Origin of the sequence: Metabacillus sp. 113a, assembly GCF_050107635.1 — a bacterium.
GTDB lineage: Bacteria > Bacillota > Bacilli > Bacillales > Bacillaceae > Metabacillus_B.
The window spans coordinates 27,979-42,291 of record NZ_JBNILJ010000014.1 but is presented as its reverse complement, the minus strand read 5'-3'; the positions used below and the strand labels follow the sequence as shown (position 1 = coordinate 42,291).

15 protein-coding genes are annotated in these 14,313 nt (G+C 47.8%); 10 read left to right on the top strand and 5 right to left on the bottom strand.

The features are described 5' to 3' along the window. Nucleotides 1-9 precede the first annotated feature (9 nt). From ACQCVE_RS16070 to ACQCVE_RS16035, 8 genes are all read left to right on the top strand, one after another. Nucleotides 10-1,239 carry an HpcH/HpaI aldolase/citrate lyase family protein gene (locus ACQCVE_RS16070; RefSeq protein WP_426845411.1) on the top strand — a complete coding sequence of 410 codons (1,230 nt, stop codon included), beginning with the start codon at nucleotides 10-12 and terminating at the stop codon, nucleotides 1,237-1,239. Next, nucleotides 1,166-2,572 carry a phosphoribosyltransferase family protein gene (locus ACQCVE_RS16065; protein WP_426863401.1) on the top strand — a complete coding sequence of 469 codons (1,407 nt, stop codon included), beginning with the start codon at nucleotides 1,166-1,168 and terminating at the stop codon, nucleotides 2,570-2,572. The genes ACQCVE_RS16070 and ACQCVE_RS16065 overlap by 74 nt, the downstream gene beginning before the upstream one ends. Beyond that, nucleotides 2,562-3,677 (top strand): cysteine protease StiP family protein, encoded by a 1,116-nt coding sequence (locus ACQCVE_RS16060; RefSeq protein WP_426845407.1) that lies wholly within the window; start codon nucleotides 2,562-2,564, stop codon nucleotides 3,675-3,677. Before ACQCVE_RS16065 ends, ACQCVE_RS16060 begins: the two co-directional genes overlap by 11 nt. Next, nucleotides 3,677-4,492, top strand: coding sequence for an HAD hydrolase family protein (locus ACQCVE_RS16055; RefSeq protein ID WP_426863400.1), 816 nt, complete (start codon nucleotides 3,677-3,679; stop codon nucleotides 4,490-4,492). Before ACQCVE_RS16060 ends, ACQCVE_RS16055 begins: the two co-directional genes overlap by 1 nt. A 36-nt stretch (nucleotides 4,493-4,528) precedes the next feature. After that, a complete protein-coding gene (locus tag ACQCVE_RS16050) occupies nucleotides 4,529-6,136 on the top strand; it encodes a YceG family protein (RefSeq protein ID WP_426863399.1) in 1,608 nt (535 codons plus the stop codon). A 9-nt stretch (nucleotides 6,137-6,145) separates the two neighbouring features. Next, entirely contained in the window at nucleotides 6,146-7,243 is a 1,098-nt protein-coding gene (locus ACQCVE_RS16045) for a toxic anion resistance protein (RefSeq protein ID WP_426845401.1), read from the top strand. An 18-nt stretch (nucleotides 7,244-7,261) separates the two neighbouring features. Then, entirely contained in the window at nucleotides 7,262-7,927 is a 666-nt protein-coding gene (locus tag ACQCVE_RS16040) for a vWA domain-containing protein (protein WP_426863398.1), read from the top strand. Between the two features lie 205 nt (nucleotides 7,928-8,132). Then, nucleotides 8,133-8,708, top strand: coding sequence for a DUF4184 family protein (locus ACQCVE_RS16035; protein WP_426863397.1), 576 nt, complete (start codon nucleotides 8,133-8,135; stop codon nucleotides 8,706-8,708). Here the strand turns inward: ACQCVE_RS16035 and ACQCVE_RS16030 are convergent. Then, on the bottom strand, nucleotides 8,677-9,723 hold the full coding sequence (locus tag ACQCVE_RS16030; protein ID WP_426863396.1) for an NAD(P)/FAD-dependent oxidoreductase: 1,047 nt from the start codon (nucleotides 9,721-9,723) through the stop codon (nucleotides 8,677-8,679). The two genes, ACQCVE_RS16035 and ACQCVE_RS16030, sit on opposite strands and share 32 nt — an antisense overlap. Nucleotides 9,724-9,800: 77 nt before the next feature. Here ACQCVE_RS16030 and ACQCVE_RS16025 point away from each other — a divergent pair, with 77 nt between their 5' ends. Together ACQCVE_RS16025 and ACQCVE_RS16020 are read left to right on the top strand one after the other, a co-directional pair. After that, entirely contained in the window at nucleotides 9,801-10,274 is a 474-nt protein-coding gene (locus tag ACQCVE_RS16025) for a GNAT family N-acetyltransferase (RefSeq protein WP_426845579.1), read from the top strand. Nucleotides 10,275-10,346: 72 nt separating this feature from the next. Continuing rightward, nucleotides 10,347-10,955 carry a class I SAM-dependent methyltransferase gene (locus ACQCVE_RS16020; RefSeq protein ID WP_426863395.1) on the top strand — a complete coding sequence of 203 codons (609 nt, stop codon included), beginning with the start codon at nucleotides 10,347-10,349 and terminating at the stop codon, nucleotides 10,953-10,955. 533 nt (nucleotides 10,956-11,488) lie between these two features. On the opposite strand, the gene ACQCVE_RS16015 is transcribed toward ACQCVE_RS16020, so the two are convergent. The 4 genes from ACQCVE_RS16015 to ACQCVE_RS16000 all read right to left on the bottom strand — a co-directional run bounded on the left by ACQCVE_RS16015 (nucleotide 11,489) and on the right by ACQCVE_RS16000 (nucleotide 14,302). Next, nucleotides 11,489-11,734, bottom strand: coding sequence for a hypothetical protein (locus ACQCVE_RS16015; protein ID WP_426863394.1), 246 nt, complete (start codon nucleotides 11,732-11,734; stop codon nucleotides 11,489-11,491). A 90-nt stretch (nucleotides 11,735-11,824) separates the two neighbouring features. Further along, nucleotides 11,825-12,250: an organic hydroperoxide resistance protein gene (locus tag ACQCVE_RS16010; RefSeq protein WP_426845390.1), complete on the bottom strand. Its 426-nt coding sequence runs from the start codon at nucleotides 12,248-12,250 to the stop codon at nucleotides 11,825-11,827. Beyond that, nucleotides 12,247-12,696 carry a MarR family winged helix-turn-helix transcriptional regulator gene (locus tag ACQCVE_RS16005; protein WP_426845388.1) on the bottom strand — a complete coding sequence of 150 codons (450 nt, stop codon included), beginning with the start codon at nucleotides 12,694-12,696 and terminating at the stop codon, nucleotides 12,247-12,249. Before ACQCVE_RS16005 ends, ACQCVE_RS16010 begins: the two co-directional genes overlap by 4 nt. A gap of 73 nt (nucleotides 12,697-12,769) precedes the next feature. Continuing rightward, nucleotides 12,770-14,302 carry an FAD-dependent oxidoreductase gene (locus ACQCVE_RS16000; RefSeq protein ID WP_426863393.1) on the bottom strand — a complete coding sequence of 511 codons (1,533 nt, stop codon included), beginning with the start codon at nucleotides 14,300-14,302 and terminating at the stop codon, nucleotides 12,770-12,772. Nucleotides 14,303-14,313 lie beyond the last annotated feature (11 nt).

Genomic DNA, 14,313 nt, shown 5'->3' with positions numbered 1-14,313 from the left:
AGGGATTCAATGAGACATTTTCAATATTTGCCGTCCCCGGCGCTGGATGAGATTTTTTTCCGCAAGCCGGTTTCTTTCAATTATTCCTCCTCTAAAGAACAGCTGGCTTATGCACTGGGCGCTACACTGTACATGCCGGGAACAAGAGAGCAAATTTCTAGTGATGTGCTATCTGGAAAATTTCTTGAAGGCAAACACGAAGGGTTGACAAGCATGGCCATCTGTCTCGAGGATTCGATCGGGGATGACGAGGTGAAGACGGCAGAAGCTAACACCGTTCTGCAGCTTAAAACCATTCACACCAGTACGAAAAATGGTGCTTTCAATACAGATTTTCTGCCGCTTATCTTTATAAGGGTAAGAACTGTTCAGCAAATGACGGAGATGGTCAGCCGGCTTGGCGATGCAGCCTCACTTCTTTGCGGCTTTATTTTTCCGAAATTCACAGCAGTAAACGGAAGGGTTTATTTGGAGGCACTTTCTCAAATAAATGAAGCTTTTTCTATGAACCTTTACGGAATGCCAATTCTTGAATCCTATGAAATTATTTATAAAGAAACGAGAATGGAATCGCTGCTGAGTATTAAACAGCTGCTGGATGAGTATTATTCCCTTATTCTTAATGTCCGGATCGGAGCCACTGATTTTTCCGGACTGTTCGGAATAAGAAGAAGCAGTGATACGACGGTTTATGATATTTCCGTGATCCGTGACTGCATTTCGGATATCATCAACGTGCTCGGGCGCAGTGCCAGCGAGTATGTCATTTCCGGCCCCGTATGGGAATACTTTTCCGGTTCAAAAAGAATTATGAAGCCCCAGATCAGGCTGTCGCCCTTTCAGCAGGCCTTTGGCAGGAACGGACTGCAAGTGCGGACGGAAATGATTAATCGGTTTGAGGACGCCCTGATTCATGAAATCATGCTGGACAAGACAAATGGGCTAGTCGGCAAAACGGTTATTCATCCCTCGCACAGTAAAGTTGTACATGCTCTTAATGTCGTCACCCACGAAGAATATATGGACGCGAAGTCCATCCTTGACAGCCATGATGGTTTGAACGGGGTTTTCAAGAGTGCTTATGCCAACAAGATGAATGAAGTCAAGCCACATACAAACTGGGCGCGGAAAGTGCTGCTCAAATCTTCCATTTACGGGGTGCTCCATGAACAACAATCCTTCATTGACCTACTTAACACAAGACAAGGGGAGCATGGTTTCGCTGGAAATCTTAAATAAAATCCAGGTGAGCATCGAAATGAACGAAAACCCTCTTCAGCTTTCACTGTCCAGCCTTTTTCAAATGGGTGCGAGAATCAATAAGAAAAGAAGCTTTTTGTTCATCAGCAAAGTCCTGGGCAAGCATTTGCCTGTTTCTCCAAAGGTTTCTCTCATTGCGGGAGCGGCGCTTGCCTCCAGGTATATGGAAGAAGTGCATGGTGCTGTTCATCCCGCCAGGCAGGAAATGCACGGGGCAATTGAAGCGGGCGAAGCGGGAGAACAGCTGCTGCAGACTGTTTTGGAGGAAACGTATGCTTTGCCGGAAGAGACCGTTTTTATCGGGTTTGCTGAAACTGCAACCGCACTAGGACATGCCGTTTTTCGGTGCTTTGAAAATGCGAAATTTCTCCACACGACCCGTGAAGAGATAGAGGGGCTGCGCTCCGCAATAAACTTTGAAGAAGAGCACTCCCATGCGACTTCCCACAGATGCTATGCAGGAACGGAATTTTTTGATCATCACCACCCGATCGTGCTTGTCGATGATGAATCCACAACGGGGAAAACAGCTTTGAATATCATTGAATCGATACAGGAGGTGTATCCGAGAAAAGAATACGCCATCCTGACGCTTCTGGACTGGCGGACGGAGAAGCATCGGGAAGCCTTTAAGAAAATGGAAGAAAAGCACGGAATTACGATTACTGCCATCTCGCTGTTATCCGGTTCAATGGAAGCGGAAGGCAATTCGATCGAGGAGGAATTTGTCTTCACATCTGATGCCTCGGAAGGAAAGCCTGGAGATGCAGAAGTGACCGTCACCGGGCTGGACGCAGCCGCCGCTTATCAAACGGAGTGGGTATCCAGAGGCGAAGGTCCGGAAGCCCCTTCCTATCTTTCTGTGACCGGCAGATTCGGGATGAGTGACCGGTTCGAAAAGGAAGCCGGACAATTTGTGAACCGGGCTGCAGAGGAACTGCGGATGAGAAGAAAAGGGGTGCGTACACTCTGTCTTGGAACCGGTGAATTTATGTACATACCGATGAGAATAGCGGCGGAAATGGGCGAAGGGATCCGCTACCAGTCTTCCACAAGGAGTCCAATTCACTGCACTAAAAAAGAGGGGTATCCGATTTTTTCAAAGTTTGCCTATCCGAATCCAGAGCAGCCAGCCGTGCAGCATTTCTTTTATAATATCGAGCAGGGCATGTACGATGAAGTCTTTGTTTTTCTTGAAAGAGAGGTTCCAATCGAGCAGCTTGAGCCGATGCTCAAGCAGCTGAAAACGGTTGTTCCGATTATTCAGGTTGTATACTTCTGCAGAAGGAAAGGTGATCAGCATGTCCGTTAAAACAATGCTCCCCCCCACTCCAATGGGGAGCTACTCCGAAAAAGATGTCATCTTTTTACTGAAAGATATCAGCAGCGTCATGCCTGAGAGCTCCACACAGGACAGGGAGGAAGCGGTTCAATCCGGAACACATTATTCAGAAATGCTGCCGATTGAATATAAGCCTTCAGAGGACTATATTAATCTCTTCCACCTTTCACTTGCGCAATATAAAGAGAGGCTCGCCATAGCTGCCGGTGTCGTAGCTGAGCAGATTATCAGAGAAAGAGGAAAAGGCGCCGTCCTTGTCTCCCTTGCCAGGGCAGGAACACCGATTGGAATTCTTATTAAACGGTATATTCAATTTAAATATGAGATTGATGTCCCCCATTACAGTGTTTCGATTATCCGCGGACGCGGAATCGATGAGAACGCGATGAAATACATTTTTGAAAATCACCCTTCAGAATCCATTCAGTTTGTGGACGGCTGGACGGGAAAAGGCGCAATTAAAAAAGAATTGAACGAGGCTGCCGCCCATTTAAACAAAAAGTACGGAACGAACGTAAGCGACACCATGGCCGTTCTTGCGGACCCGGGGTATTGCGTTTCCATTTACGGAACGAGAGGTGATTTCCTTATTCCGAGTGCCTGCCTGAATTCGACCGTATCCGGGCTTGTCAGCCGTACCGTATTGAACAGCGCATACATCGGACCCGATGATTACCACGGTGCCAAATATTACCGCGAGCTGGAAGAAGAAGACTTGTCCTTGTATTTTATTGAGACGATTACTAAGCAATATCCGCTTGTAAAAGAAGAAGTAGACAGGCATCTGGATAGCCATCATGTCAGCGAGCCAACCTGGAAGGGGCTTGCGGATATCAAAAAAATTCAGGATGACTATGGGATTGAAAACATCAATCTGATCAAACCGGGTGTAGGGGAAACGACAAGAGTGCTCCTGCGCAGGGTCCCTTGGAAAATTCTTGTGAAAAGCGCTGAAAATCCGGAGCTTGGGCATATTCGCCTGCTTGCGGAGGAACGGAATGTACCCATTGAGGTTTATCCGGACATGTCCTACTCGTGCTGCGGACTAATTAAGCCTCTGAAGGAGGAAAGCTGATGTTATTCGCAAGCGATCTTGACCAGACCCTGATTTATTCAAGAAGGTCTTTCAGACACGAGGCTGCAGAAGAGGACATCCGCCTTATTGAAGTGCTTGACGGCAAAGAAATTTCCTTTATGACTCATAAGGCGATCTCCCTGCTTAAGCAGGTTTCTGAAAAAGCTTTGTTCGTTCCTGTGACGACAAGGACAATCGAGCAGTTTAAACGCATATCCATTTTTCAGTCAGAGCTTGCAGCCGAATATGCAGTCACGAGCAATGGCGGAAACATCCTGATAAACGGCACTCCTGATTCCGGCTGGAATGCGAGGATTGCCGAACAGCTGAAAGACGGTATGCCGCGAGAAGAAATGCTTGAAAAATTTCAGGAAATCGTTCATGAAGAGTGGGTATTAAAGCAGAGAACAGCTGATGACCTGTTCAGCTACTGCATCATCGACAGAGAAAAAATACCCGCTGAACTCGAGTCCTTTACACAGTGGCTTAGTGAAGCAGGCTGGACCCATTCCATGCAGGGAAGAAAGCTGTATTTTGTGCCAAAGCCGGTCAGCAAGTGGGCGGCAATTGAGTACATTAAAAATCTGGTCGGGGAAGATACGGTCTCGGCAGCGGGAGATTCTCTTCTCGATTTGTGCCTGCTTGAAAATGCTGATTATGCGTTTGCCCCAAGGCATGGAGAGCTGCAGGAAAAGGGACAGGATTCGCAAGGGAAGATCACCAGAACGGAATGGGAAGGCATTTTAGCATCAGAAGAAATTCTCGCCGGCGTTCTGGAAAAAACGGATCATCATTTAAACGCTGTCCAGCGATGACGGGCAGATTCAAAAGGACAGGAAAGGATGAGGGAAATGGTAAAAAAAATCAGACCAATCAAAGCCGATATAAATGAGAAGGACTGGCTTAGTTTGTTCAAAACGCCATTATCCCGCCGGAATTCCTTCCTGCATTCTGAAGAAGAGCTGTCCTTTACTCAGACAGCTTTCCGTATTCTCGGAACGTATCCCGATGAAGATGAGTATCAGGAAGTCCTCTACGGCCTCATTCATGAGGAAGAGCTTTCCGTCGTATTGCTGAGCGAAGGGCTGGATAAGTCCATTCAGCAGGAGCTCTTTCAGGCCATTCAACGGGTATTAATGATCAATACTGAAGAAAACGGCCTCTCTGTCAATCGCCTCCTCGCCTTTATGCAAGGGGAGAGTCTGATGCCAAAAGCGGAAAATCAGGCTCTGGCTGTCCACTATCGCGAGAGCTGGAAAACCTTGCTTGAGCATTTTAAGGCAAGCCATGACAGCGGTTTTTTGCACCCTGAGTTCAGAAGGGTGTTTACGGATCTGATAAAATGGAGCCATAACCATCTTGCTTCCTGGAATGCAGGCCTGACAGAGGAGCCGCCGAAAATGATCTGGTATGGCGATGCGTCCAAAAGCGAAGCGTATTTTCTTTACTATTTGATTCTAATTGGTGCGGATGTGCTCGTTTTCCATCCGGAAGGCTCGGATATACTCGCTCCATACGATCCGGATGAAAAGCAGACCAGCAAAATCCGGCTCGGTTCCAAAGGAAAACCGCTTCCTTTTCCGCATCAAAAGCCAGTCCGAAAAGGTACGGTTGCCTTCCGCGCTTCAAAGGAAATTGAGCAGATGCTCCATTCAGATGATTCAATGCTTTATAAACCATGGCAATTCCGCTCTTACATCCCTCAATCCATCACGCTTAAAACAACGTATGACGAATTATTTATTCTGATGAAGGAAAAAGCATTTATCCGGCCGAATTTTGAAGCTTCGGGTCAAACGGTGCAAATTCCGGCTCTCTTCGCAAAAGTAGCAGGTGTTTCTAAGAACAGAAAGGAATATTGGGCCAGAGTACAAGACGTCACCGATCATGAGCTGGCCTGGACAATCCGGTCCTTTCCCTTCACCAAAACGATTCCCGGGAATAACCATTTTCATTTCCAGGCTGCCCTCGGCAGCGACGGGCGACTGGATCCGGAGAAGATGATGTCGAGTAACTGGTGGTCCTATAAGGAGCTTCCCACCGGGCTGCAGCAAGGCCTGGCCGCCGCCATTTCCCGTTGCTGCGCCTATCCAAAGCTGAAGGCACCTGATCACGAAACCGAATACCAGACACAGCTTTATTTGTTTAACCAGGCTCTATACCTTCCCCCGGATCTGTTAAAGCTCGTCCAGAAATTTGACTATGCTCAGGATATACCGAAGATGGTCCTTTACAACATGGAAAAAAACGGACCCTTCAGCCGATCTGACGCTGCACTCGTTTTGTTAATGAATGAGCTGGGGATGGATATCATCGTATTTAATCCGCCGGGACAAAATGATCTGGAGCTATATATTCAAGAAGGCTGCTTTGATATCCACTGGCTGGAGGACGTCAGCTTTGAAGAAGAGTTTAAAGAAGCTTCTCTGATTAAAAAGATGTTTAAAAAATGGTTTTAGAATGGAGGAATGACTGTGAATACGAACGAATTGCAGACGATGAACCTGGAAAAAAAAGAAGAGCTTCTTGAAAAGGGAACGAATGAAATAAAAGCAACGCTGAGAAAAGAACCCGAGGTACAGAAGCTCGCCAAGAACATCGATCATAAAAACCAGCTGGCACTCCTTGAGTACGGAAAAGAGCCCGCGAACGAAATATCAGCGTTTTCCGGAAGGATTCTGAATACGATCAAATCAAGCAGCATGGAAGAATCCAGCGCCCTGCTAAAGCATCTTGGGAAAATCATGGACCGCTTTGACAGCAAGGATTTCGTGGAGAAAAAAGGCCTGATGGCGAAAGTTTTTAACCGGGGCCAGAAGGTGATGGACAAGCTGTTTTCAAAATATCAGACAATGGGCTCTGAAATTGACAAGGTGTATGTTGAAATCATGAAATACGAAAATGAAATGAAAGGCTCTACACAGACGCTGGAACAGCTGTATGAGCAGAACTTTCAATATTACACAGAACTTGAGAAGTACATTGTGGCAGGAGAAATGAAAACGGAAGAGCTGCGCGCCAGAGTGCCTGAGCTCGAGAGCAAAGCAGCTACCGGGAACCAGCTCGCGGGCATGGAACTGGATACGCTGAAAAACGCGATCGAACTGATGGAGCAGCGAGTATATGATCTGGAGATGGCCAAGCAGGTTGCCTATCAGGCCGCCCCTCAAATCCGTCTCCTTCAAAGAGGAAATACGAAGCTGATTGCAAAAATCAATTCCGCATTCGTGACGACCATTCCGATTTTCAAAACCGGTTTGATCAATGCAATCGCAGCAAAAAGGCAAAATCTCGTAGCCCAATCCATGAGTGAATTGGACAAGAGAACCAATGAAATGCTTTTGAAAAACGCCCAGAACATTTCCAAGCAAAGCACCGACATTGCCAGAATGGCCGGCAGCCCGAGCATTAAGATCGAAACAATGGAAGAAACGTGGAGCATCATCATGAAAGGGATGCAGGAAACGAAAGCCATTGAAGATGAAAATAAAAAGATGCGGGAGGAAGGAAAAGTCCGGATCGAGCAGCTTCAGGAAAATTTTAAGCGCCTCGAACAGCAGCGCTAAAGGGAAGGGGAAAATCGGATGAACTCTATTAACCTGCTGAAGAAAAATGTCCAAATTGTCCTTGAAAAAAAGCAGCTGAGCGGTGTAACAGCCAGAGTCGGCCTTGTGCTTGATATCTCAGGATCCATGAGGAAGCTGTATAGGAATGGGACGGTTCAAAAAGTAGTTGAACGGATCCTTGCGGTAGCGAGCCAGTTCGACGACGATGGCATGCTCTATGTATGGGTTTATGACAACGAGTTTGCCAGACTGAAGCCGGTTACCGAAAGAGATTTTAATCAATACGTTGAAAACGTCATTTTATCCGATTCCCTTATTCATAAGTTTGGCCGAAACGATGAACCCCCCGTTATGGAGGATGTAATCCGGAAATATACGAGGGAGGAATCAAGTAAGGATCCGGCATTTGTCGTGTTCATTAATGATGGCGGGTGCAAAAAGACCATAAAAAAACCGGTCATCGAATCCTCTGACCAGCCAATCTTCTGGCAATTTGTCGGAATCGGCGACAGCAATTTTGAAGTGCTTGAAAACCTTGATTCCATGGAAGGCCGTTTTATCGACAACGCCAACTTTTTTCATATCCAGGATCCTGAAAGCATTTCAGACGAACAGCTGTACAATCAGCTGCTCCACGAATTTCCTTCCTGGATTGAAGAGGCAAAAAGGAAAGGCGTGCTATAGGGAGAAGCAAAGCGCTTGGGGATGCACCCGGGCGTTTTTCTGTAGATGTCCCATATGCCTCCTGGATTCCGAACCGCGTTGACTGCTGCTGAAAACAGGTCTTAGGCCAGGAGCATTCGATAAGCTGCAGAAACCTTCTGAAATTTGTCTACCTCAGCAGCAAGTCTTAAAATGATTATAAATACGAATCAGGAGGTCCTTCCCGTTGAATACGCTCCACCACGGCTTTTGGACATACATGATATTCCGCAAAAAAAAGCAGGCTGTAAAGTATTTTGTGATTGGGAGCATGGCCCCGGACTTTATTTACTTCATTATGTTTTTTTATTTGCTGCTCAAAAATATTCTGATGAACTGGCTTGGACTGAACGAGACCGCTTTTTCCCTTAGAGAGGCGGTTCATGGACTGTTCGATGAGCCTGTTACGATTGTCTTGAGACAGGGTGGCCATTCCCTTTTCATCTGGACGGCTGCCTTTGTGATCATTGCTGCCATTTCCCGCAAAATATGGCTGAATGGCTGGCTTGCCTTTGCTTACGGCTGGCTCGGTCATATTCTGATTGATCTGCTTACGCATGTGCAGGACGCGGTTCCGGTTTTTTATCCAATCAGTGATTATATTTTTAGAGGCCCTATTTCCTATTACGACCGCGATTTTTTCGGCCGTGAATTCAGCCTGATGAACAGCGTCCTGATTGCCATTGCAGTTCTCTATTTACTTATCGGAAAAATCCGGGAAAAACGGCGGATTAAAAAGAATTCATATACCTCCGGTCAATAGCGTGCTTGAGCTTCCATGCGGTTTTTCCATGATAATGAAGCCCGCCGTACGTGAGAAAGCCTTCCCGGTCACCGGTGGATACTATTCCGAGAAACCGCTTCTGGGGTTTAAAGGAAACCAGCTCCTCGCCTTGAATCGCCCTGTACAGATTTTTCCAAAGAACTTCCGATTGCCGGACCGCATACACCCCGTTTTTCGGAAGCTTAGGGTAACAGTCGATGGACGCACAGTCTCCGGCTGCAAAAATCGATTCATTGTAAGATAACTGTTTATCCACGAGGATAAACCCGCGCTCGTCCACCCTCATCTTGGATTCTCTGAAAAGAGCTGGTGCTTCAGGACCGCTAAGCCACAGCAAGTCCGAAAATGGAATCCTCTCACCATCTGCTTCAACAGCTCCAGCTGAACTCAAGCTGGCTTTCTTGTTTAACAGAACGCGCACTCCTTTTGATTCGCAAATCTTCTGCAGCCGGTCAGAGTGTGAAGGGGACAGGAGGGAGCCGCCGCTGATCAGTGTAACAGGAGACCTGTTACCGGATTTTCTCCTGTATGCTGCAGCCGCTAAAGAAAGCTCCACTCCGGAAGCGCCTGCTCCGGCAATCACCGGAGACCGGCCTTCACGGAAAGACCGGATGGTGTCAGGAAAGGAATAGTTCGGTTTTACCGGCAGAATGGAGGAAGCGGTTTTCTGACTGGAACCAATATCGATCGAAAGCCAATCGTAAGCGTATTGATTGCCTGAATCAGTGTGGACTTTTTTGCCGGCTGCAGAAATGAAAGTCACCTTTTCTTCTGAAAACGTAAACTTATGCTTCTCGGCGAGGGCTGCCAAATCAATGCGGATTTCTTCTTCCGTATAAATTCCTTCAGTAAAACCGGAAAACATACCGGAGTAGTATTGGTAACGGGAAGGAGAAATCAGAATAACCTCGGAGTCTGCCAATGAGGATAAGGCTCCTTTTGAAATACCGGCCAGATGGGCATGTCCCCCGCCTGCGAGAATAATCCTTTTCATATACTGCCCCCTCTGCAAGATCATCTCTTCATTTTGGCTGAATCTTAAATTCATAGCAAGAAAGAAGGTTTTATTTGATGAAAATAAGAGCCTATCAACACGATGATTTAACGAATATCGTTTCTTTGTTCTATGATGCTGTCCATAGCATTCCGTCATCTGACTATTCGGCTGACCAGCTTGAGGCATGGGCGCCTGAAAGCGAACGCAACGCAGTAACGGAACGGTTGAGGAAGGCGTTTTCCGCCAATATCGTTCGGGTAGCTGAAGGACGGGATGGGATAATGGGCTTTTGCGATATGACGAGCCAGGGATATTTGGACCATATGTATGTGGGAAGCTCGTTCCAGAGAAAGGGGACGGCAGGAGCGTTATTGAGAGAGCTGGAGAAAAGCGCCGAGGAGCTTGGAGTGAGCCGGATCACAACGGATGCCAGCATAACGGCCCGGCCCTTTTTTGAAAAAAGCGGCTTTCATGTTCTTCAGCCCCGCATCGCAGAAAGACAGGGAGTTCAGCTGAAAAACTTCCGCATGCACAAAATTCTCGTTTAAGTATTCGCGCTTTTGTTTAAACGGAGCCGTTTCGTGATAGTAATAAGTAAAACGAAACGAAGAGGTGCGTTCATGTTCAGCATAATTAAAAAGAACTTCAGCAAGCCTAAAGGATGGATTGGGGTCGTGACTGGAAAGATTATGGCCCAGGAAAATAAATTCATCAACAAATGGACCATTTCCAGCCTCGGAATCCGCCGGGGGGACAAAGTGCTGGAAGTGGGATACGGGCCCGGTTATGCGCTCGAATACATTCTATCCAGATATCCTGTCCTTAAAGCGGATGGTCTCGATATTTCTGAAACAATGAAAGAGCAGGCATCAGTGAGGCTAAAAGAATATATAGATGCAGGCAAAAGCGAACTCATGGCAGCGGATGTGGGAAAAGCGAATCTGCCGGATCACTCCTATCACAAAATTCTATCAGTTAATAACTACACCATTTGGGATGAACCGAGAACAGGGCTGGCTTCATTATACGAGGCCCTCATTCCGGGAGGCAGCATTGCCATAACCATGCAGCCCCGGGAGGAAAACGCGAGCCCCAACAAAACAAAAATGTTCGGAAAACAAATCTATGACGACATGCGTGCGTGCGGATTCGAAAAAATGTCAATGAAATTCAAACGGGTGAAGCCAGAGATGACCGTCTGTGTGACGGCCCGGAAACCGCTGCGGTAAAGGGAAGGGGTGGCCTGGGGCTACGTACGTATATGGTGGCGGGGTCTGCGCGCTGTATATAGGGAGAATCCTTGAATTGGCGGGGGCAGAGCACTTGGCGGGGTCTGGCCCGCACTCTGATAAAGAACTAAAGCTTCGGCACCATCTTTCCAATCCATTGTCCGGCAAGGTTTTAGAAGGAGCAGTCTCCGTCCCGCTCTGCGTTAAAGCAGCAGGGGCCAGGCACCGTGCCTGGCCCCACTTTCGCTGCCGTACTAAAGCTCCGGCACCTGATCCGCAGAGGCTTGAAGTACAAGGGCTGACAGCATCAAGTCTCTGTCCCCCGTTCCTTTACAGTGGAAAAGCTCCGGCACCGCCGCGCCTGGTTAACTTATATTTTAACCTCCTGACCTCCGACCCTCACTCTGCTAAAGCACTAAACCTCCGTCCCCAGTTTGTAAGACGCCTTGCAGCCCAATGGATCACAAGGTTTCCTCTCCGTCCCCGAAAAGACAAAAAAAGGGGTCGGAGCACGCCTCCGTCCCCAATTATGTCTACCAGTTTTGCTCTGACCCCTTAGCGTCAAAACCGCTGGGAGAGTAAGTGTGAGAAGGTTCTGCCTCCGCCCCCTGGTGCTTTACCGTAACAGGGGACGGAGGCGCAGCCCCAATCAAAGCCGCATCCCCAATCGCACCCACAGCCCCAATCAAAGCCGCATCCCCAATCGCAACCGCAGCCCCAATCAAGGCCGCATCCCCAGTCGGAGGCACAGCCCCAATCAAAGCCACAGCCCCAATCAAAGCCACACCCCCAGCCAACCCCAAACCCCAGCAACAGCAAAAAAGCTGAACCCGTTCAGAGGGTTCAGCTTTTGCATGGCAATCTGCTGATTATTCAGCTTTGCCGGATAAATTTACATCAATGTTGCCGCGGGTAGCTTTAGAGTATGGGCAAACCTGGTGAGCAGCTTCAATTAGCTCCTGTGCGGTTGCATCGTCCACACCTTTGACGATTGCTTCCAATTCAACCTCTAGTTTAAATCCGCCGTCTGCTTCATCTTTGCCGATGGAAACGTTAGCTGTAACCTTTGTGCCTTCCGTTTTGATTTTCTTTTGACGGATGACGAGGTTTAGGGCGCTGTCGAAGCAGGCAGAATATCCGGCTGCGAAAAGCTGCTCAGGGTTTGTGCCTTCTCCGCCTTGGCCTCCGAGGCCTTTTGGCATTGAGACAGGGAAATCAAGCTGTCCGTCTGAAGATTGGATTCGTCCTTCGCGTCCGCCTGTTGCCGTTGCAGTTGCCGTATAAAGTGCATTCATAATTCGTTTCCTCCTTGTTTTAGATGAATCGTCAGGTTTTTTAAGGTTTTCAGAAGTAGCTGATATTCCTCAACAGATAGTCCAAGTTTCGGGGCTACCTCATCCGGGATGCAGGCTGCTTCTGTTTTTAGACTTTCCCCTTTCGCCGTCAAACTAATCGTCACTTTGCGCTCGTCCTCTTTTGCCCTGGTTCTTGCTACAAGTCCGGCTGCTTCCAGCCGTTTAAGCATGGGGGTCAGAGTACCGGAGTCGAGCATAAGGTGCCCGCCGATTTCTTTAACCGTCAGGCTTGGATGTTCCCATAAAACCAGCATGACCAGGTATTGCGGAAAGGTTAGGTTGAGAGGTTCTAGGATCGGTCTGTAAAGGCTTGAAATTTCCTTTGAGCTGGCATACAGAGCAAAGCACAATTGGTTTTCAAGCTTGAGTTTTTGGCTGTTCTCCATGATCATGGTCTTCCTTCGCTGAATAAGTTGTGCACAATCGAATTGTATCCGATTTAGATAGAAAGCACAATTATTATGCTTCGTCCATCTGCAATTTTTTAAGAGGCTTGTCTGCGGGGCCCTCCATGACTTCTCCGTCAGTGGAAAAGCGTGAGCCGTGGCATGGACAATCCCAGGACCTGTCCCCGCGGTTCCATTCAACCTCGCAGCCTAAGTGGGTGCAGGTTGAGTCCACCAGATGCAGGCAGCCTTGCTGATCCTTGTAGGCGGCGGCTTTTTGGCCTTTATAGGAGACGAGGGCGCCTTCATCATTGCGCAGTTCTTCGATTTTTTTTCGTGAACCAAAGTCCAGCTTTCCTCCAATTAAGTGTCCGGCTACATTGGCATTTTGGACAAGAAATGTTTTGATGCTTGGGTCTGCAATGAATCGGGAAGGGCAGAACACCTCCTGATAAGGATTCTCTCTCTCGAGCACCATATCCCTCATCATCATGGCAGCGGCCGTGCCGTTTGTCATTCCCCATTTGCGGTAGCCTGATGCAGCGAGAACGGACGGCTTCCCTTTTGTCACCGGACCGACATAAGGAATTTTATCCAGGGTAATTAAATCCTGTGCAGACCACTTATACACAGCTTCTTTTAGCCCTAAATGGACTTTTCCAAACAGCTCAAGGGCTTCGTAATGTTTTTGCGTATCGAATCCCTGGCCGGTTTTATGGCTATCCCCGCCAATGAGAATGAGATCCTCACCGTCCATTGGAGTGGAGCGGATTGAGCGGGTCGGATTGTCCGCACTTAAATACATTCCGCCCGGATAAGGCTTCCTTGTTTTAACGCCCAGGACATAGGATCTTTCCGCATACATTCGTGCGAAATAAAAGCCGTTTCCATCAAAAAAAGGAAAATGGGAGCAGGAAAGAGCGTGCTTGGCCTTGACTTCGAAGCCGTCCCTCGTTCTGACCTTTGCTCCTCCCTCAAAAACCTCCGCATCTACGGCAACTGTATTTTCGTAGATTTCCACTCCCATCTTTTGCAGCTCACCTGTCATGTGGCCTAAATAGGAAAGAGGGTGGAACTGGGCCTGATTTTTTATCAGAATGGCATTTTTAATAGGCAGGTCAAAAGGGATTGAGTCTGCCATCCCGCAATCGATTCCGAGTTTGACGTAGGCTTTGTATTCTTTTTCAAGCTTCGTGGCATTTTTGCTCTCTGCTGTATAAATATAGGCATCCTGGTTTGAAAAATCACAGGAAACACCTGCTGCGTAATCTCTCATAAACTCGAGCGCCTCATGGTTCGCAGCAAAGTATTTTTTTGCTTTTTCTTCCCCGATATGCTGAATCAGCTCATCATAAATCAGGTCATGCTGGGTGGTGATTTTGGCTGTTGTATGGCCGGTTGTTCCGTTCAGCAGCCCATCGGCTTCAAGCAGGACGACGTTAACTCCTTCTTTGGCAAGTAAGTAGGCAGCTGTGATTCCGGTGATGCCGCCTCCGACAACAACTGCATCCGTATCGAGATTTTTATCAAGCTTTGGAAAGGAGGGAAGCCCGGCTGATTCTCTCCAAAAAGGTTCAGGGGATGAAGGGATTGATTTAGTAGACAAGGGAAAGCCTC